Source organism: Pseudomonas pudica (genome assembly GCF_015680405.1).
Classification (GTDB): domain Bacteria; phylum Pseudomonadota; class Gammaproteobacteria; order Pseudomonadales; family Pseudomonadaceae; genus Aquipseudomonas; species Aquipseudomonas pudica.
Window position 1 is genome coordinate 24,885 of sequence record NZ_JADLJS010000019.1, and the last position, 25,318, is coordinate 50,202.

28 protein-coding genes are annotated in these 25,318 nt (G+C 60.9%); all 28 read left to right on the plus strand.

All coding sequences use genetic code 11. The features are described 5' to 3' along the window. The first annotated feature begins 53 nt into the window (after window positions 1-53). The 28 genes from IRZ77_RS14975 to IRZ77_RS15110 all read left to right on the plus strand — a co-directional run bounded on the left by IRZ77_RS14975 (window position 54) and on the right by IRZ77_RS15110 (window position 25,315). On the plus strand, window positions 54-590 hold the full coding sequence (locus IRZ77_RS14975; RefSeq protein ID WP_196173807.1) for a YfbU family protein: 537 nt from the start codon (window positions 54-56) through the stop codon (window positions 588-590). A gap of 74 nt (window positions 591-664) precedes the next feature. Further along, window positions 665-1,039 carry a putative holin gene (locus tag IRZ77_RS14980; protein WP_196173809.1) on the plus strand — a complete coding sequence of 125 codons (375 nt, stop codon included), beginning with the start codon at window positions 665-667 and terminating at the stop codon, window positions 1,037-1,039. Continuing rightward, window positions 1,040-1,321: a phage holin family protein gene (locus IRZ77_RS14985; protein WP_196173811.1), complete on the plus strand. Its 282-nt coding sequence runs from the start codon at window positions 1,040-1,042 to the stop codon at window positions 1,319-1,321. It abuts the gene before it with no gap. After that, complete coding sequence (locus IRZ77_RS14990; protein WP_196173813.1) at window positions 1,321-1,659, plus strand: HNH endonuclease; 339 nt, start codon at window positions 1,321-1,323, stop codon at window positions 1,657-1,659. Before IRZ77_RS14985 ends, IRZ77_RS14990 begins: the two co-directional genes overlap by 1 nt. A gap of 157 nt (window positions 1,660-1,816) precedes the next feature. Beyond that, window positions 1,817-2,362: a terminase small subunit gene (locus tag IRZ77_RS14995; RefSeq protein WP_196173814.1), complete on the plus strand. Its 546-nt coding sequence runs from the start codon at window positions 1,817-1,819 to the stop codon at window positions 2,360-2,362. Then, window positions 2,359-4,047: a terminase large subunit gene (locus IRZ77_RS15000; RefSeq protein ID WP_196173815.1), complete on the plus strand. Its 1,689-nt coding sequence runs from the start codon at window positions 2,359-2,361 to the stop codon at window positions 4,045-4,047. Before IRZ77_RS14995 ends, IRZ77_RS15000 begins: the two co-directional genes overlap by 4 nt. A gap of 150 nt (window positions 4,048-4,197) precedes the next feature. Next, entirely contained in the window at window positions 4,198-5,496 is a 1,299-nt protein-coding gene (locus IRZ77_RS15005) for a phage portal protein (RefSeq protein ID WP_196173816.1), read from the plus strand. Window positions 5,497-5,512: 16 nt separating this feature from the next. After that, entirely contained in the window at window positions 5,513-6,370 is an 858-nt protein-coding gene (locus tag IRZ77_RS15010) for a head maturation protease, ClpP-related (protein ID WP_196173817.1), read from the plus strand. Between the two features lie 2 nt (window positions 6,371-6,372). Continuing rightward, the gene (locus IRZ77_RS15015) at window positions 6,373-7,554 is read left to right on the plus strand and encodes a phage major capsid protein (RefSeq protein WP_196173818.1); all 1,182 of its coding nucleotides are present in this window, start codon (window positions 6,373-6,375) and stop codon (window positions 7,552-7,554) included. Window positions 7,555-7,600: 46 nt separating this feature from the next. Beyond that, the gene (locus IRZ77_RS15020) at window positions 7,601-8,134 is read left to right on the plus strand and encodes a hypothetical protein (RefSeq protein WP_196173819.1); all 534 of its coding nucleotides are present in this window, start codon (window positions 7,601-7,603) and stop codon (window positions 8,132-8,134) included. Window positions 8,135-8,138: 4 nt separating this feature from the next. After that, entirely contained in the window at window positions 8,139-8,480 is a 342-nt protein-coding gene (locus tag IRZ77_RS15025) for a head-tail connector protein (RefSeq protein WP_196173820.1), read from the plus strand. Beyond that, window positions 8,477-8,803, plus strand: coding sequence for a head-tail adaptor protein (locus IRZ77_RS15030; protein WP_196173821.1), 327 nt, complete (start codon window positions 8,477-8,479; stop codon window positions 8,801-8,803). The genes IRZ77_RS15025 and IRZ77_RS15030 overlap by 4 nt, the downstream gene beginning before the upstream one ends. Window positions 8,804-8,812: 9 nt before the next feature. Further along, window positions 8,813-8,983, plus strand: coding sequence for a hypothetical protein (locus IRZ77_RS15035; protein ID WP_173015093.1), 171 nt, complete (start codon window positions 8,813-8,815; stop codon window positions 8,981-8,983). A gap of 3 nt (window positions 8,984-8,986) precedes the next feature. Further along, the gene (locus IRZ77_RS15040) at window positions 8,987-9,562 is read left to right on the plus strand and encodes an HK97-gp10 family putative phage morphogenesis protein (RefSeq protein WP_196173823.1); all 576 of its coding nucleotides are present in this window, start codon (window positions 8,987-8,989) and stop codon (window positions 9,560-9,562) included. Further along, window positions 9,555-9,941: a DUF3168 domain-containing protein gene (locus tag IRZ77_RS15045; protein WP_135002678.1), complete on the plus strand. Its 387-nt coding sequence runs from the start codon at window positions 9,555-9,557 to the stop codon at window positions 9,939-9,941. The genes IRZ77_RS15040 and IRZ77_RS15045 overlap by 8 nt, the downstream gene beginning before the upstream one ends. A 53-nt stretch (window positions 9,942-9,994) precedes the next feature. Continuing rightward, complete coding sequence (locus tag IRZ77_RS15050) at window positions 9,995-10,495, plus strand: hypothetical protein (protein WP_047933890.1); 501 nt, start codon at window positions 9,995-9,997, stop codon at window positions 10,493-10,495. 40 nt (window positions 10,496-10,535) lie between these two features. Beyond that, entirely contained in the window at window positions 10,536-10,880 is a 345-nt protein-coding gene (locus tag IRZ77_RS15055) for a hypothetical protein (RefSeq protein WP_153670783.1), read from the plus strand. Next, the gene (locus IRZ77_RS15060; RefSeq protein WP_196173825.1) at window positions 10,877-11,113 is read left to right on the plus strand and encodes a hypothetical protein; all 237 of its coding nucleotides are present in this window, start codon (window positions 10,877-10,879) and stop codon (window positions 11,111-11,113) included. The genes IRZ77_RS15055 and IRZ77_RS15060 overlap by 4 nt, the downstream gene beginning before the upstream one ends. 45 nt (window positions 11,114-11,158) lie before the next feature. Then, window positions 11,159-14,446, plus strand: a complete 3,288-nt coding sequence (locus IRZ77_RS15065; protein WP_196173827.1) for a phage tail tape measure protein — start codon at window positions 11,159-11,161, stop codon at window positions 14,444-14,446. After that, a complete protein-coding gene (locus tag IRZ77_RS15070) occupies window positions 14,446-14,784 on the plus strand; it encodes a phage tail protein (protein ID WP_108479912.1) in 339 nt (112 codons plus the stop codon). Before IRZ77_RS15065 ends, IRZ77_RS15070 begins: the two co-directional genes overlap by 1 nt. Next, entirely contained in the window at window positions 14,781-15,530 is a 750-nt protein-coding gene (locus tag IRZ77_RS15075) for a phage minor tail protein L (protein WP_108479911.1), read from the plus strand. Before IRZ77_RS15070 ends, IRZ77_RS15075 begins: the two co-directional genes overlap by 4 nt. A 2-nt stretch (window positions 15,531-15,532) precedes the next feature. Further along, complete coding sequence (locus tag IRZ77_RS15080) at window positions 15,533-16,288, plus strand: C40 family peptidase (RefSeq protein WP_196173829.1); 756 nt, start codon at window positions 15,533-15,535, stop codon at window positions 16,286-16,288. 197 nt (window positions 16,289-16,485) lie between these two features. Next, a complete protein-coding gene (locus tag IRZ77_RS15085; protein WP_230386425.1) occupies window positions 16,486-16,863 on the plus strand; it encodes a hypothetical protein in 378 nt (125 codons plus the stop codon). A 176-nt stretch (window positions 16,864-17,039) separates the two neighbouring features. Continuing rightward, window positions 17,040-17,372: a hypothetical protein gene (locus IRZ77_RS15090; protein WP_153670786.1), complete on the plus strand. Its 333-nt coding sequence runs from the start codon at window positions 17,040-17,042 to the stop codon at window positions 17,370-17,372. Window positions 17,373-17,428: 56 nt separating this feature from the next. After that, window positions 17,429-18,040 (plus strand): tail assembly protein, encoded by a 612-nt coding sequence (locus IRZ77_RS15095; protein ID WP_153670787.1) that lies wholly within the window; start codon window positions 17,429-17,431, stop codon window positions 18,038-18,040. A 56-nt stretch (window positions 18,041-18,096) separates the two neighbouring features. Further along, the gene (gpJ, locus tag IRZ77_RS27300; RefSeq protein ID WP_196173831.1) at window positions 18,097-23,769 is read left to right on the plus strand and encodes a TipJ family phage tail tip protein; all 5,673 of its coding nucleotides are present in this window, start codon (window positions 18,097-18,099) and stop codon (window positions 23,767-23,769) included. A gap of 44 nt (window positions 23,770-23,813) precedes the next feature. Beyond that, window positions 23,814-24,818, plus strand: a complete 1,005-nt coding sequence (locus IRZ77_RS15105) for a hypothetical protein (protein ID WP_258229906.1) — start codon at window positions 23,814-23,816, stop codon at window positions 24,816-24,818. 11 nt (window positions 24,819-24,829) lie between these two features. Next, window positions 24,830-25,315: a hypothetical protein gene (locus IRZ77_RS15110; protein WP_196173833.1), complete on the plus strand. Its 486-nt coding sequence runs from the start codon at window positions 24,830-24,832 to the stop codon at window positions 25,313-25,315. Window positions 25,316-25,318 lie beyond the last annotated feature (3 nt).

Consider the following 25,318-nt stretch of genomic DNA (forward strand, 5'->3'; position numbering starts at 1 on the left):
CCGCTAGGATTGAGTGTGGCCATTTGATGCCATGTACTTTGTGAGATGATGAGATGGAATTTACTGATAAAGAGCTGCTGCAGCTCACGCTGCTCGCTGACATTCACGAAGCCCTTGGGATAGAGGACTCGTTCGATGCGGGTTTTATCAGGCGCATGGCGCTTGGAGATAATGCTTGGGCTATTCCGCACAAGTACCCAAACCATTTCCGGCAGTCCGAAACTCCTGCGGAAGTGAAGTACGTCATGGATGTTTTGGATTTGTGGGAGCTTCTAGAGGCGTCTGTTGCAGATCTAAGCGATGAAGAGCGCTCTCAGCTTGATCTGTCAGCCGGAGCCGCGACGTTCCCTGGGTTCGACGGCAACAACGAGTACGAACTCTCTTCGATTGCTCACGTGCTCACTGATGAGCTGAACAAGTGGCCGAATTTCAAAGGCCGGATTCACAACTCGCACATGCCGACTACCGATCTTTATCAGCGGATGCTCGAAGAGAAAGATCAACAGGTTGATGTCTATCAGCCAGGGCTTTTGAGTCTTGATCAGATTCAGGCGATTCTCCGGGCGCGCATTCATCCATCGCGCCGCTGAGTTGCAGCACGGTTAAGAACCCGGAATGTAATTATTAACCCGCCGCTTGGCGGGTTTTTTATGGAGCAGTGCTTATGGCCGAGCCAAGTACCGGCGCCCTTGCAGTGACCGGCGTACTTGCCAGCGTCGGCCTGGGTGCTGCATTCCCCCAGCTGGATCTCGCCGCACTGGTCGGCGCGTTCGGTGGGGCTTTCTTCTACGTGGTGTTCGCCAAGGACATCAGCACCTGGCGCCGTGTCGGCTATCTACTGGCTGGCTGGATTGGTGGCTACTTCGGTGCAGCTGAGCTTATGGGCCGGGCATGGACCCACACCGCAGGCTTCAGTGCATTTGTATGCGGCGTACTCTGCGTCGTCACATTCTCTGGGTTGTTGGAGTGGATGCAGACTGGTCGTATGCCTACCTGGTTGCAATGGGTCTTCCGTCTGCGAGCTAGGAAGGAGGGTTGAATGGTTGCCGTTATCCAGGCCGCGCTCTGCGCCATCATCTTTGTGATGATTGGATTGCGCTACCGGCCTTACCCCGAGGCTCGCTACAAGCTTAGTGTGTCGCTCATGGCCTGGGCTGCCTGCGCCGTTACCGGCATGCAGTGCGTTAGCCTCATCGGCCGCATGGTTTTGCACGATGACTTCGCTGATGCATCCTGGTTCAACACTGCGTTTTACCTGCTGGCTGCCATCCTGGTTTGCCGGGCCAAGGGCAACGTGGCCAAGATCGTTCGGGTTGACTGATGGCAAGGCTCAAGACGCTCGGCTCCCGCATCAAGGAGAGCGCAGGCTCAAAGGTCAAGGTGATGACGCCTGGCAGCTGGCGTAGCGGCATGACCAGCTCCCAGCGTGGTTACGACTACAAGTGGCAGAAGGCTCGCGAGCAGTACCTCAATGCCAATCCGCTCTGCGTCTTCTGTGAGCGGAACGGCCGTACGACCGCTGCAAAGGTGGTCGACCACATCATTGCTCACCGTGGAGATATGGTTCTCTTCTGGGATCAGACCAACTGGCAGAGCCTCTGCAAGCCTTGCCACGACTCCGTCAAGCAAGCCGAGGAGGCTGCGGGGCTGGTCGGCTGAGGCGTCAGCGGATCGTCGAAACCCGGTGCGCGATGCAGCAGCACGCCTGCGACGTGCCTCGAAAGGGATAGGGGGGTCAAAAGCTAGGAATTCTCATCTAGCTAGACCGCCACCGACCCCACGTACAGATTTTTTTCCCCCACAGGATTTTTGTTAAATGGCTTTAACATCCCGCAAGCGTGCATTTATTGCAGCGCTAAGGGAAGGTGCGTCCAATCGGGACGCAGCTGTTGCGGCTGGCTATTCGGAGAAGACCGCGTCTGCGGCGGGGTCTCGGCTGGTGAAGGACAAGGATGTAGCGGCCGAGTTGGCCAAGCTGCGCGCCCTGGGTCTGATGCCACCAGATGTTAAAGCAGATGTTAAAACGCATGTTAAAGCTAAGCAGTCGCCGGAGCCCTCGTCTCAAGCTGAGCCGAGGGTCGAACCGGCCGCTGCGACGGACGAGCATGCCGACCCTGAGCCTGCTGGTTTCGACCTAATGCAGGCGCTGCTCCACCGCGACCCGAAGGACTTCCTGTTGTCGGTGATGAACGACCTTGGGTCCGAGCCGAAGCTACGGGTCGATGCAGCCAAGGCCTTGATGCCGTTCGTGCATCCTCGCAAAGGCGAGAGCGGCAAGAAGGATCAGGCCCAGGCTAAAGCTGAGCAGGCATCGACCGGTAAGTTCGGCGCTCGCCGCGGTCCGCTGAGGTCGGTCAAATGATGGCGTGGACAACTGCATGCCCCGACTGGGAGCAGCGCATCGTCAGCCGGCGGAGCCTCATCCCGTTCAAGCCGTTGTTCCCGACCGAGGCTGAGGAAGCCTTGGAAGTGTTCGGCGCGCTGCGCATGGTCGATGCCACTGGCAGCCCGCTGATGTCCGAGACTGTGCGCGACTGGGTCAACCAGTTTGTGGCAGCCATTTTCGGGGCGTATGACCCCGATGAAGGCCGGCGCCTCGTCAGTGAGTTCATGCTGCTGATCAGCAAAAAGAACGGTAAGTCCACGATCGCCGCCGGCATCATGCTCACGGCACTGATCCTGAACTGGCGGCCGTCGGGCGAGTTCATCATCCTGGCGCCCACCAAAGAGATCGCAGACAACTCCTACATCCCGATACGCGACATGGTGCGGGCAGACGAAGAGCTCGATGCCTTGCTTAAGGTGCAGGACCACCTGCGCACTGTGACTCACCGGCAGACCAACGCAACGCTCAAGGTGGTGGCGGCTGACAGCGAGACGGTTTCAGGAAAGAAAGCCATCGGCGTGTTCGTTGACGAGCTGTGGGTTTTCGGCAAGCGCGCGAACGCCGAGGCGATGCTGCGCGAAGCCACGGGGGGCCTGGCGTCTCGCCCCGAGGGCTTCATCATTTGGGCGACAACCCAGTCCGATGCTCCGCCCGCCGGCGTATTCCGACAGAAGCTGATGTACGCCCGCAAGGTTCGGGATGGCGAGATCGTCGATAAGTCATTCCTGCCGGTGTTGTACGAATTCCCGAAAGCAATGCTCGACGCTGGTGCGCATCGAGACTTCTCGAACGCTTACATCACCAACCCGAACTTGGGGCTGTCGGTTGATGAGCCGTTCATTGAACGCGGGTATGCACAGGCCCAACTGGATGGTGAGGAGTCGTTCCGGGGCTTCCTGGCCAAGCACCTCAATGTCGAGATCGGTCTGGCGCTGCTGTCGGATCGCTGGGCTGGTGCCGACTATTGGGAGCAGCAAGCCTCCGAGGACTGCCGGACGCTGGAGGACCTGATAGCGCGCTGCGAAGTGATCGATATCGGTATCGACGGCGGCGGCCTCGATGACCTGCTCGGCTTCGCAGCCGTGGGGCGCGAACGAGACACTCGCCGCTGGTTGATGTGGACACACGCTTGGGCGCATCCGTCAGTGCTTGAGCGCCGGAAAGCTGAGGCGCCTCGTATTCGCGACTTTGCCAACGACGGCCATCTGACGCTGGTAGAGCGAATCGGGAACGACATCGACGAAGTGGCACAACTCGTTTCGCAAGTTGAGTTATCCGGCCTACTGGACAAGGTGGGCCTCGACCCAGCCGGAGTCGGAGCGATCCTAGATGCGCTCGAGTTCGCAGGCATCCCGCGAGACAAGATCGACGGCATCTCGCAAGGCTGGCGACTGGGCGGGGCGATTAAGACGGCTGAGCGGAAGTTAGCTGAAGGCACTCTGCTTCACGGCGGCCAGCCGATGATGGCCTGGTGTTGTGGTAACGCAAAGGTTGAACCCCGAGGAAACTCGATTCTCATTACGAAGCAAGCGAGCGGCTCGGCGAAGATCGACCCGCTCATGGCGCTTTTCAACGCCGTGACGCTTATGGCCCTCAATCCTGCCGGCCAAAGTGGCATGGAAAACTTCATGGCTGGCATTCGGGATCCACTGATCGCATGAACGCACTTCACATTTTCATCGCCTGCGCATTGGTGGCCTTTTGTCTGGCATGTGCTGGCGTATGGGTGCTGGCCGGCACTGGTTGGGCTTTGCTCGCGGGCGCGCTGAGTTTCTTCTGCATCGCCGGTTTCCTTCGCCGAGGACTGACCAGTGATTAAAACCCTATCCCAGGCATTGGGGGCTGCGGCCGCCAAGCCCTCCGCAAGCATGAGCGAATGGTTGGGCAAGAGCATCAAGCTATCGGATGGCGGCTTCTGGGGCACTTTTCTCGGGGCTCAGTCCAGTAGCGGAAAGTCGGTCAGCGTTGACAAAGCGATGCGCCTTTCCACGGTGTGGGCATGCGTCCGTATCATCTCGACCTCGGTGGCTGGCTTGCCCCTGAGCATCTACCGGCGGATGCCCGATGGCAGCCGAGAGAGCGCCCGGGACTTTCCGCTGTACGACGTGGTGCACACCAGCCCCAACGAGGACATGGCTGCCTTCCATTTCTGGCAGGCAGTGGTTGCCTCGATGCTGCTGTGGGGCAACGCCTATTGCGAGATCCATCGATCTGCAGGCCACGTCATTGCGCTGGACTTCTTGATGCCGTCCCGGGTCGACATTGAGTTCGATGATGATGGCCGGCTGAGGTACTTTTTCAGGCCGAGGAAGGGGGCGCGCCGGGAGATTGTGCGGCAGAACATGTTGCACATCCCGGCGTTTACCCTGGACGGCCGGGTAGGCCTTTCGGCCATTCGTTACGGTGCAGATGTTTTCGGTTCGGCGATGTCCGCCGATGACGCGGCCAACAGCACTTTCCGCAACGGCATGATGCCCACGGTCGCGTTTTCGGTGGACAAGACGCTGAACCCGGCTCAGCGCGTTGAGTTTCGTGAGTATGTAAAGACGATCTCCGGAGCCTTGAATGCCGGCAAGAGCCCCGTGCTTGAGCAGGGCGTCAAGCCGGAGATGATCGGCATCAACCCGGCCGACGCGCAGTTGCTGGAGTCGAGAGGGCACAGCATCGAGGAAATTTGCCGATGGTTCGGCGTTCCGCCTTGGATGGTCATGAAGACCGACAAGGGCAGTAACTGGGGGACCGGCCTTGAGCAGCAGCAGATCGCGTTTCTCACGTACTGCATCATGTCCTACACGGCGCCGATCGAGCAGTGCGTGAACAAGTGGTGCATGACGGCGGTTGACCGGATCAAGTTCTACGCCGAGTACTCACTTGAAGCGTTCCTGCGTGCGGACAGCGCCGGCCGGGCGTCCTATCTCAGCACTATGGGGCAGAACGGCTACATGACCCGAAACGAGGGGCGGCGGAAGGAAAACCTTCCGAGCATGCCGGGTGGCGACGTACTGACCGTGCAATCCAACCTGGTGCCACTGGATCAGCTGGGCAAGCAAAACGATGGGCAGGCCGCAAGGGTCGCATTGATGAACTGGCTACAACAGCCGGAACAGTAAATCTCGGGAGCAATCCATGAAACACAAAATCCAGTCTCGCGGCCTGCGCAGCGAGATGAGCCCGCGCGCGCTCGATAAATGGAACCCCGCGATTCAGGCGGCCGTTGAGAACACCTCTGACACCATCACGGTTTACGGTGTGATTGGCGAAGACTGGTACGGGGACGGCGTCACGCTGAAGCGGATCGATGCCGCGCTGCGCGCCATCGGTGAGCGAGATGTGACCGTCTATATCAACTCGCCAGGCGGCGACATGTTCGAAGGCATTGCCATTTACAACCGCCTACAAGAGCACAGCCATCAGGTCACCACCAAGGTGCTCGGCATGGCGGCCAGCGCTGCTTCGATTGTTTTCCTTGCTGGGAAGAAGCGAGAGGTGGCCACCAGCGCCTTCCTCATGATCCACAACTGCTGGACTTGGCTCGCAGGCAATCGCAACTACCTCCGCGACATAGCCAACGACATGGAGGAGTTCGATGCGGCGATGGCCGACCTCTATGCCGAGACGAGTGGACAGTCGGCGGAGGACATGGCCGAGCTGATGGACGACGAAACCTATATCCGTGGCAAGCGCGCCGTAGAGCTTGGCCTGGCCACTGGGCTGTTGTCTTCCAGCGAAGTCACCGAACGCGAAACCGAAGACGCCACCCAGAACAATGCGCTCAAGGCAATGGATATAGCCCTTGCCAAGGCCGGTATGCCTCGCTCCGAGCGGCGCGAACTGTTTGCCAGTTTCAAGTCCAGCATGCCTCGCGCTGCTGGCGGAGGCACGCGTCACGCTGCCTCGACCGATAAGCCCAGCGCTGTCGCGCCAGACCTCTCCGCCTCTCTGAGCGCGGCAACCAATCTCCTCAATTCTCTGAAAGGAAAGTGACCATGGACTTTGAAGCCCAAGTCAAGGAACTCAACGCCAGCCTCAAGGGCATTGGCGATCAGATCAAAAGCCAGGCCGAGGCGACCGAGAAGCAAATCAAGGCTTCTGGAGAAATGAATATCGAAACCCGTGCCAAGGTCGATGAATTGCTGACCAAGCAGGGCGAGCTTCAGGCGCGACTGGGCGAGGCCGAGCAAAAGCTCGTGAACGCTAGCCGGGATCGCAGCCATCAGAAAGAGCCGCAGAAATCGGTAGGCGCTCTCGTGATTGAAAACGAAGAGATGAAGGACATGAACTCGTCCTTCCGTGGTTCTCGCCGGGTCTCCGTGCCGCGCGCGGCCATCACCACCGCAACCGGCGGTGACCTGGTGCAGACTCAGCGCTTGCCGGGGATCGTCGCCCCGGCTCAACGCCGACTGACCGTTCGCGACCTGGTCGCGCCGGGTACCACCGAATCGAACTCCATCGAGTACGTCCGTGAGACCGGCTTCACCAACAACGCCCGCACCGTGGCGGAGACCACTGCCAAGCCGTACTCCGATCTGACCTTCGGCCTGACCACTGCGAACGTGCGGACCATCGCCCATTTGTTCAAAGCCAGCCGTCAGATGCTGGACGATGCCAAGGCCCTGCAGAGCTACATCGACGGTCGTGCACGCTATGGCCTCAACATGGCTGAAGAGGCTCAGTTGCTCTACGGCAACGGCACCGGTGTGAACCTGCAGGGCCTCATGACCGTTGCTCAACTGTACGCCGCCCCGGCTGGCGTAGCTGTAGTGGGCGAGCAGCGCATTGACCGTCTGCGCCTGGCGCTGCTGCAGGCCGAACTGGCCGAGTTTCCATCCGACGGCATCGTGCTCAATCCGATTGACTGGGCTGCCATTGAACTGACCAAGGATGGGGAGGGCCGCTACATCATCGGGCAGCCTCAGGAGGGTACCAACGCGAAGCTCTGGAATCGCCCTGTGGTTTCTACCCAGGCCATGACACAGAACGACTTCCTCGTCGGTGCTTTCAAGCTTGGCGCCCAAATCTTCGACCGCATGGAAATCGAAGTGCTGATCTCGACCGAGAACAGTGATGACTTCGAGAAGAATATGGCAACGATCCGTGCTGAAGAACGCCTTGCCTTTGCCATCTACCGCGATGAGGCATTCGTCACCGGTCCGCTGATCACTCCCTGATTCATTTGGCTAGGGGTCAGGAATGACGCCCGATTGGAGTACTTCCATGGCACGTAAACAGGAAACACCAGCATCTACTGCTGAGGTGAAATACGCCGCTTCGTCCGCTGAGGGCAATGGTCTTCAGCCTGACGTTGGCAGTTTGTCCATCTCGACTGAAACCCCGGCACTGCTGACCGCCGACGAGGGCGGTGCTCCGGCAATTGATCCAGGCCTGGCTCAGGTAGAGAGCCAGGAGCCGGTGACGGGGCAGGAAGGCTCAGGTCCAGAGGTTGGTGAGTCTGCCATCATCCCAGCGCCTGAACCCAGCGCGCCAGTTCCAGGCACCGACAACTCTGAAGCTGCCGATCAAGCTGTCCCAGCAGCAAGCGATGACGGTAATGATTCCGGCCAGTCAGTGGGCAAGGTCGATCCTGCGACCAATCCCAACCCTGTCACTGTTCAGGTCTATCCGCTGCGCTCCTACATGGATGAAGGTGAGCTCCGCCGTCGTGGCGGTCAGGCTTATTCGGTACCTCGTCGGCATGCTGAAGAGCTGGTACAGCGGAAGCTGGCATCGTTCGAGCCGCTGAAGGAGTGACAGTATGCCGGTCATCAGCTTGGCCATCGCCCGTCATCACCTTCGAGACCCGGACGATGCTGACGAGTACCTGGAGCTCCTTATCGAGGCAGCCGAAGGGCAGGCGATGGACTATCTGAATCGTCGCTTTTACGCCGATCAACAAGCTCTGGACGAGGCTGTCGCCGCCGGGGATGCCGGTGAATACCCATTGGTCAGCAACAAGCAAATCAACGCGGCCTGCTTGCTGATCCTTGGGCACCTTTACGCAAACCGTGAGGACGTTGTGATAGGGACCATTGCCACCGAGCTTCCAAAGGGATCGCAGGCCCTCCTGACTCCACACCGCATCGGGTGGGGCGTATGAGAGCCGGGCCGCTGCGTCACCTATTCAAAGTGACCTTCCGACATGAAGAGAGGAATAAGTCCGGGGGGGCTGTAGTGACCTGGCTTCCTGCTGCTCGACCTGAAATGTGGGGCGAGGTGCGGACCCCTACTGGTCGGATAACAGCCGTTGCTGAAAAGCTGAATGCTGTCGTCACGGCCGAGATCATCGGCAGACCGCGCCCAGACATTGCTGCCGGAACGCGCCTGACGCGACGTGGGGTCACCTACCAGGTCGAGGCGGTTTTACCGGACAACGAGAATTCCCTGATGAGGCTACTTTGCTCATCTGTACCGAATCCATGAGGTGAAACTATGAAAATTCAAGCACTGGGACCGCTGACCGGCGCTTCTGGCGAGCGCGAGAAGGGCGAAATCTTCGAAGTTGAGGATGCGTACGGCAAGGGCATGATCGCTCGCGGCTACGCCGTTGAAATCATCGAGAAGGCCGAAAAACCAGCGAAGGCCGCCCAGGCCAAGGAGTAGGCCATGGCGCGCCGGTCCAGTATCCGTGGCGATATCCGGCTGCGCCGGACGCTGCGCAACATACACAAGACGATGGACAACGAACTGCAGCCGGCGATGGCCAAGGCGGCGGCGCGTGTGCTGGCCACTCAGCAGCAGCTGATTCCGAAGGACACTGGCGCTGCGTCGGCGGCCCTGCAGGTCTACGTCAACCCAAGCGGTCTCGATGCCCAGGTCGGTATCAGGGGCAAGCGGGACAACCGCCGATTCTTCTACCTGCGGTTCCTCGAGTACGGCACCAAGGGCTATTCCGGCAGCATGTACCAGCGAGCCGACCGCAACGCGGTGGGCGGTGTGCACACCAACAACCGCGACAAGTCGAAGCTGAAAGGGCGCCGCAACGCGTTTCGTCAGCGCGACACCAAGAACAAGTCGGATGGGCAGAACTTCTTCGGCAAGTACCCGGACATACCCGCCAGGCCCGCTCACCCCTGGCTGCGGCCGTCTCTGGACGTAAACCGCGAGTACGTGATGGCCGACCTTGAGGAAGCCGTCCGGCGCACGCTGCGCAAGGCGAGCCAGGGGGTGGGGAGTGGCTGATCCATCGCTGGCCCTGCAGGAGGCCATCTTCGCCAGGCTTCAGGCTGAGGTCAGTTGCCCGATCTACGATGGTGCGCCGCTGAATGCGGCTATGCCGTACGTGTCGATCGACCGGGAGGTCTCGGTCAACAGTAGCCCGATCTCAGGTCGCAAACGCGAAACACGCCTGCTGTACCTGTCGGTCTGGTCCGATGCCGTGGGCCAGGCCGAGGTGAAGCGCATCAACGGCGAGGTTATCGCCGCCCTAGACGAGCGCCGACTGCCGCTGGAGGTGGGCCGCGCAGTCTCTGTGCGGGTCGAGCAGGCCGACGCCCAGCGGGACGCTGACGGCATCACATACCAGGGCTCGATCACCGTTCGCGTGATTACCACCCATTGAATCACCTACCGGCCGCGCCGCGGCTTTATCCAATGCCATTTGGAGGATCCCCCATGGCCGATGACAACCTCAACACAGCCGCCGGCTGCCGCCTCGCCTTTGGTGGCAAGACCGCCCCGGCCACCCTTGCCGAATACGAGGCTGACACCTATGTCCAGGTCGGCGAGATCGAAGACCTGGGCGAGTTCGGCGACACCTTCAGCGCCGTAAACTTCACCGCGCTGAGCGACGGACGAGTGCGCAAGTACAAAGGTACCGCCGACGCCGGCAACATGACCCTGGCGGTTGGCCTGGACGCCGGCGACGCAGGTCAGAAGGCGGTTGCGGTTGCACACAAGGACCGCACCAAGGGCAACTACAACGTCAAGATCACGCTCAACGACGGCGACCCGACTGCTACCCCCGCCATCCTGCCCACTACCTTCTACTTCGGAGTGAAGGTAATGAACAACACGGTGGCCGCGGGCTCGGCTGACAACGTGGTACGCCGCAACATGACGTTCGCGATTAACACCGACATCATCGAAATCCCGGCCGGACCGGCTGTCCCATGATCGGCGGGGCTGAGCCCCGTCCTTGACTGTGAGAATTCCAATGAGCGAAGCCTTGTACGGCACCGCCACCTTGGTGGTCGGTGGCCGCACTTACACCCTCAAGCCCACCCTGGATGCGGCGTTGCTCATCGAGTCCCGCTTCGGCGGGCTGCGTGCGGCGCTGGAGTCCATGAGGCTGATGAGCATTGCCGCTTGCGCGGACATCATCATCGCCGGCGCCCATCTCAAACCGGACGAGCACGCGGTCATCGCTGGTGATGTGTTCCGCACGGGAGTAGCCAAGGTGTCGGGGCAGCTGACTGACTTCATTACCGTGCTGCTCAACCCGGTGCCGCCGAGCGTGGCCGCCCGGGGAAAGGACGAGGCGGTCAGCACAGCGCAGTGAAGAACGGGAGCTACGTCGATTACCTGTTCGGCGTGGCTACCGGCTGGCTCGGCTGGCCGCCCGACACCGCGTGGCACACCCCGATCCCACAGATCATGCTCGCCCTCGATGCCAGGCTCGACTGGACAGGGCGTGGCCAGGCGCAGGGCCAGGCTGCCAGCGCAAAGCCGCCGACCCGCCAAGGCGTTGCAGACAAGTTGAAAAGCTTCCTGCGAGGGCGCCCCAAACAGTAGATAGCGTGCCGCCTCCGGGCGGTTTTTTTGTGCTTGGAGATATGCATGGCCGACCAACAAGTCCAGGGAATGCTGGTCCAGATCGAGGCCACCACGGCGCAGCTGCGCCGCGAGCTGGCCAGCGCCGACGAGGTGGTGGCGCGCACCTCGCAGTCGATCGACCGCAATCTGGCGCAGGTTGACTCCGCGTTCGACAGCGCGGGCGGCGCGGCCCAGCAGGCCGGCGTGTTGATCCGTGGCGCCTTTGCGGCCGTGGCCGGTGCGGGTGTAATCGGTGGAATCATCAAGCAAGTCGACGCCTACGGGCAGATGTCCGACCGTATGAAGGCCGCCGCCGGCAGTGCTGGCGAATATCAGGCGGTGCAGGAGCACCTGCTGCGTACGGCCCAGGAAACCTACCGCCCCTTGGCCGAGGCGCAAGAGCTTTACATCCGTACCGCCGATGCGATGCGCAGCTTGGGCTATGACACCCAGCAGACCCTCGACATCACCGACAGCTTCAGCTTCCTGCTGGTAACGAACGCCGCGTCCGCTGACAAAGCCGGGTCTGCCCTTGGCGCTTACTCCAAGGCTTTGCAGACCGGCAAAGTTGAGGCCGATGGCTGGGTTTCGATTCAGGAAGCGATGCCAACGATCGTTGGAGCGATCGCTTCGGCTACCGGCAAGAGCGCAGAGGAGATCCGCAAGCTTGGCGTGGAAGGCAAGCTGTCGCTGGAAACGATCAACACCGGTCTCCTGCGTACCGTGGAGGCCAATCGCAAGGCTGCGGCCGACATGTCCACCAGTGTGCAGGACGCCCTGGTAAACATCGGCAACGTCGTTCAGTCTTTCTTGGGCGGCATGGAGGAGCAGACCGGCGCTGTCGCGGGCCTGTCGAGCGTGCTGATTGCCTTGGCCGACAACGTCGACCTGGTGGCGGTGGCCATGGGCGGCGTGGGCGTTGCAGCTCTGACCAACTATGTGGCGAAGTCTGGGCTGGCCGTGAAGGCTGCGCTGACCGACAGGGCGGCTCGTATCGCCCAGGCTGAGGCCGTGGTGCAGGCGGCTCTCGCCGATCAGCGCAAGGCCGAGACCGCAACCATTCTTGCCGCCCGCGAGGCTGCTGCGGCGCGCGGCACTGCGGTACAGACGCAGATGTCCATCCAGCTGGCCCAGGCGCGGCAGCGCGAAGCAGCTGCTACTGCTGCGGTAGCAACTGCACAGGCTGGTCTTCGCACCGTCAGTGCAGGGCTCCTCAGCTTCCTGGGTGGGCCTATGGGGCTTGCCCTGTTGGCCGGCACGGCGGCTGCCAGCTTTCTGCTGCTGAGCAACAACGCCGATCAGGCGGGCGTGAGCCTGGAAGACCTGCACAAGCCGGTTGCCCAGCTGCGGGAGGAATTCTCAAAGCTCAACAAGGACCAGCGCGAAGCATCGCTGGTCAAGTGGCAGCAGGAGCAGGTCACTGCGACCGACAAGGTCAAGGACGCCTATGGCGACCTGGCGCAGTCCATCCGTTCTGCCGTGGTGACTGCGCCTGCGCGCGACTCCGGTGGCCAGTACAACCGGCAGCTGGCTGAGTACCAGGCCCTGGTCGACCGCCTCAATGAAGCGCGATTGGCAGGCGAGGGGCTTTCGCCGATCTTGCAAGAGGTCGGTAACCGCCTTCAATTGCCTGCCGGCACGGTGCAGCAGTGGATAACCCAGGCCGGCGCGGTCAGCGACGCCGACCAGCGTTCGGGCTTGATCGCCGAAACACTAAGGGTGCTCACCGGCGTAACCGAGGAAAACACCTCGGCCACCCAGGCGAACAACGCCGCGAAGGCCGGCATGAGCACCGCCGGGCAGACGTACCTCGAAACGCTACAGAAGCAGCTTGCGGGCCTGCAGGACAATGGCGACGCCACCAAGGCCGCCAACCGATACATCGCGGAAAACGCCGACCTCACCGAAACCGATCGCCAAGCGATTCTTTCGGCGGCCAGTGCGATCGAGTCGCAGAAGAAAGCCAACAAGGATGCCACCGAGGGCAGCAAGGGCCGCACCAAGGCCCTGAATGATGAGATCAAGGCCCTCGACGCAATCATTGATCGGGCGCTGCCGGAGAAGAAGCGGCTCGCCGACCTGGCCGAGGGAGTTCAGGGCCTGCGCAAGGCCCAGGCCGTCGGCAAGATCACCGCCGCCGAGATGGAGCTCGGCATCAAGAACCTGAACACGGCGTACGCCGATACCACCATCCAGAAGCGGGCGGAGGAGGAAAAGAAGCTTGCGGAGATCCGGCGCAACAGCGCCGAGGCCTACCGCAAGGCCATGGAGGTGGTGCTGCAGACCCGCCAGGACGCCATCAATGCGGACGTTGCCGGGGTTGGGATGGGCGACGATCAGCGCGAGGAAGCCGATCGGCTGAATGCCGTGCGTCAGAAGTATGCCGAAGCGCGCCGGCAGCTGGAGGAACAGCAGGAGGATGTCTCGCGGCGGCTCAGCCAGGACGCCTACCAGCAACGGCTGGCTGATCTGGCTGACTATCAGGCCCGCGAGCTGCAGATGGAGGTCGACGGGTTTGAGGCGAGGCTGCAAGCCCAGCGGGACTACCGCAACGGCGTCAAACGAGCTTGGGCCAACATCCAGGCAGATGCGGCGAACGTGGCTGGCGCCACTGACGACATGCTCACGACGGGTTTCAACAAGGCACGCGACAGCCTGGCCGACTTCGCTATCAAAGGCAAAGCCAGCTTCAGGGATTTCGCATCGGGCGTCATCAACGACATGGCCAGGATCGCCAGCCAGCAGGCCGCCAGCTCACTGCTGAGTGGGCTGGTTGGCCTGGGCGTCTCCGCGGTTGGCAATTACTTAGGCGGCGGCTCCGGCAACGGCATGACGCCTGGTTCTGCTGGCGCCATATCGTCGAATCTCGGTGCTTCGCAAGCTGGCTATGGCGCCAAGTACTTTCCTCAGGCGCTGGGTGGTGCATGGTCTGACGGCGTGCAGATGTTCGCCAAGGGCGGAGCTTTCACCAACAGCGTGTTGAGCAGACCGACTGCCTTTGGAATTGCGAATGGCGGCCTGGGTGTAGCCGGCGAGGCTGGGCCCGAGGCAATCATGCCTCTGGCCAGAGGCTCGGACGGATCACTTGGGGTTCAGGTCGTTGGCGGCAATGGCAGCGGGGCCACGGTGGTTCAGCTCAACGTGCCGGTTTCGGTGAACGTTGAGGACCGGAGCGCTGACGGCATGGAGCTGGACAGCGCCGCTCTCCAGCAGAATCTGCAACAACAGATGCAGGGGGTGGCAGAGCGGGCTATTGCCGCTTCCTGGCGGGCCGGGGGAGTGAGCTATCGAAACAGTAACGGGAGACGCTGATGGCGATCGAAACATTCACCTGGGCGCCAGATGACGAGGCCAGCGGTGACAGCACCTTGCGCACCCGGAAATCACAGTTCGGGGACAACTACGCCCAAGTGTCCACTGATGGCCTGAATGCCGAGTCTGACAGCTGGTCGCTGTCGTTCGGCGGCCTGGCTGACGAGGTCGCCCCCATCCTGGCGTTCATCCGGCGGCACCGGGGGGCAAAGTCGTTCTTGTGGACGAACCCAGAGGGCGTGCTCGGCTTGTACCGGTGCGAGACGTTCAGGCAGCAACGCAAGCCGGGCGGCGTGGCGGTGCTGACAGCCTCCTTTGAAAGAGCATTTCATCCATGAGCTTGATCACTCAGCTACAGAAGCTGGAGCCGGGCGCGGAAATCCTTCTGTTCGAATTGGATGGCTCCGATTTTGGAGCGGACACGCTGCGATTCCACGGGCACGCGATACCGCACACACCTCAAGAACTGGCAGCGGCTGGCGCGAGCGCCGACCAGCTGCCGGCGAAGTCGATCTGGTGGCAGGGCAATGAGTACGGCGCCTGGCCGGTGCAGATCGAGGGCATCGAAGCGAACTCGGACGGCACCGCCGTGCGCCCCACGCTGACCGTGGGCAACGTGAATGGCCGGATCACAGCCTTGTGCCTGGCCTTCGACAACCTCATCGAGTTCAAGCTGACCATGCGCCACACGATGGCGCGTTACCTGGATGCGGTGAACTTTCCGGCAGGCAACACTGAGGCCGACCCGACCGAGGAAGCCATCGAGGTCTGGTACATCGACCAGAAGGTGTCCGAGAACGGCACCACGGTTTCTTGGGAGCTGGCCAGCCCTGGCGACGTGGGCGGGGAGACGATCGGCCGGCAGATGACCCAGCTATGCCACTGGGCAATGACTGCCGGCTACCGTGGCCCGAACTGTGGATACACCGGCCCCTACTACGACTTGGACGGCAAGCCCACGGATGACCCGGCCAAAGACCAGTGCAACGGTTGCCTCGACTCAGGCTGCACCGTCCGGTTTGGCCAGGGCAACCAACTGCCCTTTGGCGGCTTCCCGGCCGTTTCCCTCATCGCACGGAGCTGACCATGCGCAAACACATCCTGGCCGCCGTGCAAGCGCACGCAGCGGCTGAATACCCTCGGGAGTGCTGCGGGCTGCTCATCGCTGTGGGGCGCGCTCAGCGGTACTTCCCGTGTGACAACACCGCTGCGGATCCTGCAGAGGAGTTCCGCATCTCGCCGGAGCAGTACGCTGCAGCCGAAGATCAGGGTGAAGTGATCGGCATTGTTCACTCGCATCCAGATGCCACCAGCAGGCCTTCACCCCGTGACCTGGCCATGTGCGAGGCCACTGGGTTGCCCTGGCACATCCTATCCTGGCCGGAGGGTGACCTGCGCACCGTCACGCCAACCGGTCACGCACCGTTGCTCGGCCGGCCGTTCGTGCACGGAGCCTGGGACTGCTGGCAGGTCTGCGCGGACTGGTACAAACGGCAGTGGGGCCTGGATTTCCCGGCCTATAGTCGTGAAGAGGGCTGGTGGGAGCAGGCGGACGGACCGAGTCTCTATGAGCAGGCTTATGAGGCAGCCGGCTTCTACCAGGTCAGCCAGCCGCAACGCGGCGACATGATCGTCATGGCCGTGGGTCGCACGGCTCATCCGAACCACGCCGGCATCTACCTGGGTGGTGACGCGCGGCTGCCCGAGGAAGCGGCTCAGGTTTTCGGGCCAGGGCCGTTCATGCTGCACCACTTGCTGGGGCGGCCATCGGAAATCATCGTGTTCGGCGGGCCTTGGCTCGAACGGATGCGCCTTGTGTTGCGTCATCAGGACGCAAAATGAAGCGGCTTGGCCGCAGGAGAGAGTGAGATGCAGCATGCCACAAGGGAGTATCAACCCTAAGCGTTCGCTGAAGTCACCTTGCATGGCTTGGGCGCGCATCGAATTGGCTGAATGCGCGCGAGACAGGATCGCCCTATGATTCGGTGAGTCCACGACTGATAATGCCTCGAATCTCAATATTCAAGGCAGGGCCAATAATGGACTACGGTGCAACTCGCTACGCCCTATTTGCCATTCCCTTCTTCGTAATGTGCCAGCCATTACAAGCATCGACGTGGCAAATTTGCCGTATGGAGCTACAGATCACTGATGTGTTGAAGCTTCCCTATCCAAAGCTACAGGCCCAGGTCGTGAAGGTAAGCCAGGCATCGACCACGGCAGAATGCCCGGAAAAGGGGGCGACTATCACATTCGTACCGGAAACTGCTGATTACCAAAGCACGCTCCCACGCAGGCAGTGGCCCAAAAAAGGCCAGTTGATGCACATCAACTACCGATATCTGGATGGGACGTGTAAAGGCGATGGCCATCCCCATGAGTGCCGTATTGAACACTACCCCATAGCGGGTACTTGATAAGCGTCCGACGAACACATGTTCACTACAAGCAGGTCGAAGAACTTGCGGCGAGCAAGGGCCATGCACCCGATTTCGGTGATAGCCATCCGATATTCCTTTGGGATGCGATAGCCCGGGTTTTGGCGCCTCCCGTTGATGGTGGTAGATTGCCCGCATCAAAAAGGAGGGATTACATGCGAATTCTGATCGGTGCGATAGGGCTGGCGTTGTTGGCGGGGTGCGTGTCACCGGCGGACCTTGAGGAGAAGGGCCCTGTCCTTGATTCGCTCACGCAAAAATCGGCACGTGACTATTCGAAGTGCCTGACCCCCAAGTGGCAGGATCTCAATGCCCGAGTCGCATCGACTGAAATTGAAAGTGGGTACCGCATTCGTTTGGATATCGATATGGTCGGCACGCCGGTAATGGCTCTTGTCGAGGAGGCCGCCGGAGGCGCCAAGGTGCGTGTGTACATCAGGAATAGCACCTGGTCCAACTGGGTAAGCGTTGCACGCAGCTGCATATGATCTAGTCCTGAAACATGAACCGCCTTCGGGCGGTTTTTTATTGCCTGGAGAAAAGCATGGCTGCAATACCCGCTCATAATGAGCCAATGACAATAATCAAACTGTCTGGTCCTCTCGCCAGGCGATTCGGCAGAGTGCATCGCCGGCTTCTGGACGTAAGAAGCTTCAGAGATGCATGTAGAGCTCTCAGCGCTACGCTGCCTAGCTTTGATGAAGAAATAAAACGGCTAGATCGCCTGGGGATGAGGTTCGCCATTTTCCGTAATGGCCAGAACGTTGGGGAGAGCGAGTTCGACCGAGGTGGTGTGCGGGAAGTACGGATAGTCCCTATTGCGGAAGGACGCAAGCGCGGAGGGACTCTTCAGACAGTCATCGGGGCAGTCTTGATCGCGACTGCATTTGTGCTGTCCTTCACGCCTTTCGCCGGTGCATCTCCGTTCCTCTATCAGGCTGGCGCGGCCATGATGATTGGTGGCGTCATCCAGATGCTCAGCCCCCAAGCCAAGGGCCTGTCCCAAAGCGCTGCACCCGAAAACTTGGCGTCCTACGCCTTCGGCAGCGCTAAGAACACCACCGCAAGCGGCAACCCAGTCCCGATCTGCATCGGCGAGCGCCGGTGGGGCGGGGCGATCATTTCGGCCTCCATCGAGGCACAGGACAAGGCCTAGCGCCGATTCAGCGTACAAACCGCCTCCGGGCGGTTTTTTGTTGCCCGGAGGAAAGCATGGGCCCGACAGATCATCTGGACATCACCGGCGGCAAGGGTGGCGGGAGCAAACCGAAGACACCCGTCGAGGCTCCTGACAGCCTGCAGTCGACGAACATCGCCAAAATCCTGCTGGCCCTGGGTGAAGGTGAGTTCGACGGCACGCCGACTGATCGCGACATCTACCTCGACAACACGCCGATCATGGACGCCAGCGGCAACGTGAACTTCCCGGGTGTGAAGTGGGAGTGGCGCCCTGGCTCCGTCGAGCAGGACTACATCCAGGGTATTCCGTCGGTGGAGAGCGAGACCACCGTCAACGTCGAACTGCGCAGCGACAACCCGTTCACCCGGGCGCTGAGCAACATCCAACTGTCGGCCGTGCGCGTGCGTATGTCCTGGCCGCGCCTGGCCCAGCAGGACAGCAGCGGCAACACCAATGGCTACCGCATCGAGTATGCCATCGACATTGCCACCGATGGCGGCGCGTACGTCGAGGCTCACCTGGGGGCGGTGGACGGCAAAACTACAAACGGGTATCAGCGCTCGGTGCGGGTGAATTTGCCGGCGGCAACGTCCGGTTGGATGATGCGTGTGCGTCGAATTACCCCGAATGCCAACAGCGGTACCGTAGCTGACACGATGACCATTGCCGGCTACACCGAGATCATCGACGAGAAGCTGCGCTACCCGAATACGGCTCTGCTCTACATCGAGTTCGACGCACAACAGTTCCAGAACATCCCGGCCGTGACTGTGAAGTGCAAGGCCAAGCGCTGGCCCGTGCCGTCCAACTACGATCCGGTGACCCGTACCTACACCGGTGTGTGGGATGGCACCTTCAAGCAGGCTTGGACCAACAATCCGGCGTTCGTCACTTACGGCCTGTGCGTCGAGGACCGTTTTGGCTTGGGCAAGCGCATCAAGTCATGGATGGTGGACAAATGGGAGATGTACCGCATCGCCCAGTACTGCGACCAGTTGGTTTCGGATGGGCGGGGTGGCCAGGAACCGCGTTACCTGTGCGACATGAACCTGCAGGGCCGCGCCGAAGCCTGGACCCTGCTGCGCGACCTTTCGGCCATCTACCGTGGCATGGTGTACTGGGCTCACGGCTCGCTGTTCATGCAGGCGGACATGCCGCGCGCCCAGGACATCGACTACGTGTTCACCCGAGCCAACGTCATCGACGGCGAGTTCGTGTATGGCGGGGCCGAGCGCAACACCCACTACAGCCGCGCCCTGGTCAGCTACGACAATCCGGCCAACAATTACGACACCGACGTGATTCCGGTGACCGACCTGGCACTCCAGAGACGGTACCGAGATCGTCCGGTAGAGATTTCGGCTATCGGGTGCACACGGGCCTCGGAGGCCCAGCGCCGTGGTAAGTGGGCGCTGCTGAGCAACAGTCAGGATCGCACCGTCACCTTCAAGACTGGCATGGAAGGCCGCATCCCGCTGCCTGGCTTCGTCATCCCTGTGGCTGACGAGCTGGTGGCAGGCCGGCCTAACGGTGGTCGGATTTCGGCGGCCGCTGGCCGGGTTGTGACGCTGGACCGTGACACGCCTATCAAGGCCGGTGACCGTCTGATCCTGAACCTGCCGAACGGCACCGCCCAGGCTCGTACCGTGCAGTCCGTTTCTGGCCGCTCCGTGACGGTCACTACCGCATACAGCGTGGAGCCAGAACCCGAGTTGCAATGGGCGATCGACTATGAGGACCTGGCGGTCCAGCTGTTCCGCGTCCTGAAAACGACGCGCACCCAGGAAGGCGAGTACGAGATCACCGCCCTCGAGTTCAATCCGAGCAAGTTTGCGGCTATCGACACTGGTGCCAAGCTGGATGAGCGCCCGATCAGCATCATCCCGGTGACAACCGTGCAGCCGCCGGCCAGCGTGACGCTGACATCGGCCTATGCCGTTGACCAGGGTATCGGCGTCAACACCATGACGATCGCCTGGCCGGCAGTACAGGGCGCAATTGCTTATGACGTCGAATGGCGGAAGGACAATGGTAACTGGGTTCGAATTCAGCGTACCGGTGCGACTTCGGTCGATGTGGTAGGGATTTACGCGGGCGCTTACCTTGCCCGTGTGCGTGCAGTCAGCTCGTTCGACATTACCTCGATTTGGCGCGACTCCACGCTGACCCAGCTGAAGGGGAAAGAGGGGCTGCCGCCCGCGGTTGCATTCCTTTCCACGACACCACTCGTATACGGAACTCGTTTGAGTTGGGGCTTCCCGGCTGGCGCCGAAGACACCGAGCGGACGGAGATCTGGCAGAGCGCGACGACCAGTAGTAACGACGCCACCAAACTCGGCGACTTCGCCTATCCGCAGGCTGAGCACGAAATCCACGGTCTTGCCGCGGGCGTTTCCTTCTTCTACTGGGCGCGCCTAGTGGATCGGAGCGGGAATGTCGGTCCATGGTATCCAACTGGTGTCGGGGTGAACGGCCAAGCCAGCAGCGACCAATCGGAATACGAGGAGTACTTCAAGGACAAGATCACCAATGGCGCTCTGTATCCGGAGCTGCGGGAAGAGATCGAATTGATCTCGGGTCCGCCCACACTGGAAGGCTCTGTCGCTCAGCGAGTTGCAGCCGAAGCGACGGCGCGCACCCAGGCGATCGACGCCGAGGCGGCGGCACGCGCTCAGGGCCTGCTGGCCGAGGCCCAGGCGCGTGGCACCGCCATCACCAGCGAGGCGCAGACCCGCCAATCGGCCGATGCCGCCCTGGGTCAGCGCATTGACACCGTCACTGCCTCGGCGGGGGGGAACGCTGCTGCCATCCAGTCGGAGATCACCGCGCGCACCAATGCGGACACGGCTCTGGGGCAGCGGATCGACACCGTGGCGGCCAGCAGCGCGGCCAACTCGTCGGCAATCAGCAACGAGACCACGGCGCGAACCAATGCGGACGCGGCCCTGGCTTCGCAGATTGCAACAATCCGGGCCGAGTCTGGTGGGTTCGATACCGCTTTGAACTTTGGCTTTGCCGCGATCGAAGAAGGTTGGTCGGGCACCCGCTGCAGCCTGGCGGTGGAGAATGGGCGGTTGATCGCAACCAACAATGACATCAACGCTTGCCTCAACAGTCCGGTTGTGTCTATCAATGGGCGCGATCATGACCGCATTCGCTGCAGGATCACTCGTCGAGCCGGTACCGGATGGCGCGGGCAGGTCACTTATGCGACAGCTAACCATTTCTCAAGCTCGTCCTACAGTAAAGTCATCCCGGACCCAGGCTTGGCGGTCGGTCAGAGCATGGTGCTGGAGTGGGACATGTCGCAGCTGACTGTCGGCGGGTCCGACTGGTCGGACAGCACGATCACCAGGTTTTACCTGTGGCTTAGCGCGTCAGCTGGTGATGTGTTCGAAATCGACTGGATCGCTGTGGGCCAGATCGCGCCCTCGGCGTCCGTGGCCTCCGTTGTGGAGGAGCGCACCGCCCGGATCAGTGGTGATGAGGTGAACGCTTCGGCCATCATGGGCGTAAGCAGCAGCTTGCAGACCACAAACGGAAACGTGACGGCTGCGCAGCAGGCTGCCCAAGCGGCATCCGACAAGGCCGGCGGCAAAGGGGAGGTGATCTACAGCAGCACCGAGCCGGCAACGGATAAGCGCCTGGCGCAGAACCTGTGGATCGATACCACGGGGGCGGCGAACACACCGAAGCGCTGGACCGGGTCCGCCTGGGTTGCGGTAACCGACAAGGTGGCCACCGATGCGGCAGCAGCTGCCGCTAGTGCGCTCGCTCAAGTTGCGGCCAAAGCTGACGCCTCTGCGTTGCAGGCGTTGCAAACCGCAGTCACCAACCAAGGCAACACGCTGACTGCCCAGGGCACCTCGCTCACTCAGATCAAGGCGTCCATCGGTCAGCAACCTGACAACCTGATCCTGCGTGGCAGTTTCGAGGATGGCCTGACTGACCCTTGGACCGGTGATGCCCGGATAACAAATGTCTCGGCGCATCCCTCCGCCGGCAAAGGCGTGTCGTTCTATACGAACAGCTTCTGCGGGGCGGCAGCAAACGTAGTGACTGCTGGCGGCGAGCAGTTCGACCTGTCGGCAGATATCTGGCCGGGCTACATGACCGCTGGCCAAACTGCCCGGCTGCAGATGCAGTTCTTTGACAAGGCCGGGACCAACTTGGGCTATTTCAACGCATTCTCGATAGTGGCTGCGGCGACAGGATTCAAGTCTCACGCCGGGCGCATTACTGCGCCGGCGGGAGCCGTATCGGCGCGGTTTTTAACCCGTACTGAACCGGCGGACGGCACAGGTCGATCGCTGTGGTGCAACATCGTCGCGCGCCGCGTCACCGCTGCCGATACAGCGAACGCGGATGCCATCAGCACCCTCGGCGCGAGTGTCACCCAGCAAGGCAACATGCTGACCAGCCAGGGCCAGGCTCTGACGCAACTGCAAAGCAGCGTCGGAGGAATTGGGGGGAACGGCGCCAATCTGCTCGACATTGCCTACAGCTGGTTGACTTCGGCCGCGTTGCCAGTCACTGGGGGCGCGTTGTTGACCAAGACTGGGGTGGCGGTGCCCGAGGCTGACTCCGGGTTCGGCTACTCCCTGGAGGCAGACACCGACAGCCTGTTTTCGTACATCGTGCTAGCTCCGACCAACAATCCGGCGGCCTTCAACATCCGGGTTGAACCTGGTGTTTACCTTGTGTCGATGCATGTGAAAGGCGGCACGTCCGGCTCAATGATGGTCAACCTGTACAACGGAGTGACCTCTCGATCGGCGACCCAGCCGTATACCACCGAGCGTACGCGCATCACGTTCCCAATCACCATCACGGAAAGCGGCAAGGTCGGTCTACTGATCTACCCGAACCGGCATGCAGCGCCAAGCGCCTCGATGGTGGTGGACTCGATCATGGTCGAAAAGCGGGTCGGAGAGAGCAACACCCCGTCACCGTTTGTCGCTGGGCCTAGCGCTCGGGCGGTCACCGCTCAGGCTACTGCGATCAGCCAGATGGACACGGTTGTGAAGCAGCAGGGCACGGCCATAACCGCGCAGGCCAGTCGCCTGGATGGGCTTTATGTCCAGGTGAACCCGGAAATGGAGGGTGATGCGTCCGGCCTGGCTGGCGCCGCGGGTGGTCTGGTGGGTGTCTGGACTGAGCAATCGGCCCGGATCGAGGACGGTATCGCTATGGGGCGGCAGGTTGAAACGGTCCAAGCGCAGATGGGCCAGACCAATGCGTCGGTCCAGCAGGTCAGCGAGGTCATGGCTGACATCAACGGCAGGGTGTCGGCTCAAACCACGCTGAAGGTCGAGACAAACCAGGGCGGCCGCAAGGTCGTCTCGGGCATCGCGATCGGTAGCAATGGGGAGGAGGGCGAGATCCTGCTGATGGCCCAACGCCTAGCGATTATCGACAGCCTGAATGGCCAGACGATCCTGCCGTTCGTAGTCGAAGGCGGACAGGTGTTCATCAACCAGGCGGTGATCAATACCGCGTTCATCCAGCAGATTGTAGCCGGGATGACGATTCGATCTGCTGCGCTGAACGCCCAAGGTCTCCCACTGCTGGAAATCAACTTCGCTGCGGGCACGTTTACGCTGCGGGGCCAGGATGCTCAGGGCTCCACGCTGCTGAACAATGGAGGACTCTATGTGTACGACGTGAATGGCGTTGAACGTGTTGCGGTTGGGAGGCTTACCTGATGGCTGCTCTATATGGGCTGAGGACGAAGGATGCATCCTCAAGGGTGACACTCGACACCGCAAGCACGCCAATCCGCTCCCTCAAGATGCTACAGGTAACTTGTGACGGTAGCTTTGAGCAGACCTTTTCGATACCAGAAATCAAAAGTGACTCTTTTGTGGTGGTGGACCGGTTGGCGCCGGCATCGAGCCCGACGACTAACTGGTCTCCACAGGCCTGGTACTCGCCTGGGCTTCTTACAATTCGACGTGGGTTCAACGAGACGTGGCAGGTTCTGGTCTTGTCGAGCGGTGGAGCCCCATTTACAGCAGTTGGTCAGTATGGGGTGCGATCGGTAAACAATAACATCCAATCACAAATCGACTCGGTTAATCGGGTCTTGAATGTTATGTATCAAGGTTCTTTTACCTTTCCATCGTGGGCGAACAGGGATCAGCCGTTCCTCAATGGATATGATTTTCCGACGCCGATAACGACATATGAACGTCCGCTTGTTTTCGTGAACGGCCCTGGGCATTTGATGCTCTCGAACTTTTATGTGTTGGGGCAGCCAGGCAACTGGACTGGCTGGCGAGTCGCCAAATACATGCACTCTGACTTTGGGCCCGTATGGCTGGAAGCCATGCAGGTGGACTGGTTCGTGGGCAGCTATTCAGCCAGTCCGGTGTCTGTCGGAGCGTATGGCGCCACAGTGAGTGATGCATCGGGGGTGGACATATTCACATCCACAAACAACATTGTTCGCTTAAACAGCCAGCCGACAACCACCTCTTTCATAGTGGCGGGAAGCCCAATTGTTGGTGCCGGATATTATGCGGCTAGTTGTCAGATGCCCTGGACTAACAATGTGGGTGACTACTTTCTGGCTAATGCATTACTTTCGCCAACGTACGTTCCTGCAGGAACTACAAGTCCATGGCTAGCCACTATTGCGGGCTTCTTGAACGGGCGACGCGATATGTTACAGGCCTATACCGAGAACTACGGCGCAATCAACCCAGTTGATCCAAACGGGCGAACGTTGTTCGCAGCCCGACCTACTCTTTAGCAAGGAATGATATGGCCAAGCAAACTATCAACCTCGGCACCGCACCCAGCGGTGCTGGCGGGGATGACCGCCGGAGCGCCTGGTTGAAAGCTATCAACAACTTCAACGAGCTCTACAGCGCCTTGGGAGCGCCCGCCAATGGAGCAATTCCGGCAGGTATCGCTGCAGCAGCACCGATCATGGGGGACCCGGCAGCCGGAGCACTTATGCGATCAGGCTCAAATACCAATGGCTACTACTTCCAGTTCGCCAGCGGCCTACTGATCTGTGTTGCGACGTTCACCGGCTATTCCGCCAACGTGGTGAAGAACGTGACTTGGCCATTCGCTTTTCAGGCCAGTACTAATGTCGGGTTAGGTGTCTCGAACGTGCCAGTCACTGGGTACGACAATTCATCACCGACTGCGTGGGCCACTCCTAGCGGGGCGGCGTTCATCTCTAGCGTCACCCGTGCACAAAACGTCGTGTCGCTCACTGGCACTGGCTGGTGGAAATAGGGG

Excerpts from the sequence above, each read along its gene's own strand:
- IRZ77_RS14975 (WP_196173807.1), top strand. The coding sequence starts at position 54 with ATGGAATTTACTGATAAAGAGCTGCTGCAGCTCACGCTGCTCGCTGAC.
- IRZ77_RS14980 (WP_196173809.1), top strand. The coding sequence starts at position 665 with ATGGCCGAGCCAAGTACCGGCGCCCTTGCAGTGACCGGCGTACTTGCC.
- IRZ77_RS14985 (WP_196173811.1), top strand. The coding sequence starts at position 1,040 with ATGGTTGCCGTTATCCAGGCCGCGCTCTGCGCCATCATCTTTGTGATG.
- IRZ77_RS14990 (WP_196173813.1), top strand. The coding sequence starts at position 1,321 with ATGGCAAGGCTCAAGACGCTCGGCTCCCGCATCAAGGAGAGCGCAGGC.
- IRZ77_RS14995 (WP_196173814.1), top strand. The coding sequence starts at position 1,817 with ATGGCTTTAACATCCCGCAAGCGTGCATTTATTGCAGCGCTAAGGGAA.
- IRZ77_RS15000 (WP_196173815.1), top strand. The coding sequence starts at position 2,359 with ATGATGGCGTGGACAACTGCATGCCCCGACTGGGAGCAGCGCATCGTC.
- IRZ77_RS15010 (WP_196173817.1), top strand. The coding sequence starts at position 5,513 with ATGAAACACAAAATCCAGTCTCGCGGCCTGCGCAGCGAGATGAGCCCG.
- IRZ77_RS15015 (WP_196173818.1), top strand. The coding sequence starts at position 6,373 with ATGGACTTTGAAGCCCAAGTCAAGGAACTCAACGCCAGCCTCAAGGGC.
- IRZ77_RS15020 (WP_196173819.1), top strand. The coding sequence starts at position 7,601 with ATGGCACGTAAACAGGAAACACCAGCATCTACTGCTGAGGTGAAATAC.
- IRZ77_RS15025 (WP_196173820.1), top strand. The coding sequence starts at position 8,139 with ATGCCGGTCATCAGCTTGGCCATCGCCCGTCATCACCTTCGAGACCCG.
- IRZ77_RS15030 (WP_196173821.1), top strand. The coding sequence starts at position 8,477 with ATGAGAGCCGGGCCGCTGCGTCACCTATTCAAAGTGACCTTCCGACAT.
- IRZ77_RS15035 (WP_173015093.1), top strand. The coding sequence starts at position 8,813 with ATGAAAATTCAAGCACTGGGACCGCTGACCGGCGCTTCTGGCGAGCGC.
- IRZ77_RS15040 (WP_196173823.1), top strand. The coding sequence starts at position 8,987 with ATGGCGCGCCGGTCCAGTATCCGTGGCGATATCCGGCTGCGCCGGACG.
- IRZ77_RS15050 (WP_047933890.1), top strand. The coding sequence starts at position 9,995 with ATGGCCGATGACAACCTCAACACAGCCGCCGGCTGCCGCCTCGCCTTT.
- IRZ77_RS15055 (WP_153670783.1), top strand. The coding sequence starts at position 10,536 with ATGAGCGAAGCCTTGTACGGCACCGCCACCTTGGTGGTCGGTGGCCGC.
- IRZ77_RS15065 (WP_196173827.1), top strand. The coding sequence starts at position 11,159 with ATGGCCGACCAACAAGTCCAGGGAATGCTGGTCCAGATCGAGGCCACC.
- IRZ77_RS15070 (WP_108479912.1), top strand. The coding sequence starts at position 14,446 with ATGGCGATCGAAACATTCACCTGGGCGCCAGATGACGAGGCCAGCGGT.
- IRZ77_RS15075 (WP_108479911.1), top strand. The coding sequence starts at position 14,781 with ATGAGCTTGATCACTCAGCTACAGAAGCTGGAGCCGGGCGCGGAAATC.
- IRZ77_RS15080 (WP_196173829.1), top strand. The coding sequence starts at position 15,533 with ATGCGCAAACACATCCTGGCCGCCGTGCAAGCGCACGCAGCGGCTGAA.
- IRZ77_RS15085 (WP_230386425.1), top strand. The coding sequence starts at position 16,486 with ATGGACTACGGTGCAACTCGCTACGCCCTATTTGCCATTCCCTTCTTC.
- IRZ77_RS15090 (WP_153670786.1), top strand. The coding sequence starts at position 17,040 with ATGCGAATTCTGATCGGTGCGATAGGGCTGGCGTTGTTGGCGGGGTGC.
- IRZ77_RS15095 (WP_153670787.1), top strand. The coding sequence starts at position 17,429 with ATGGCTGCAATACCCGCTCATAATGAGCCAATGACAATAATCAAACTG.
- gpJ (WP_196173831.1), top strand. The coding sequence starts at position 18,097 with ATGGGCCCGACAGATCATCTGGACATCACCGGCGGCAAGGGTGGCGGG.
- IRZ77_RS15110 (WP_196173833.1), top strand. The coding sequence starts at position 24,830 with ATGGCCAAGCAAACTATCAACCTCGGCACCGCACCCAGCGGTGCTGGC.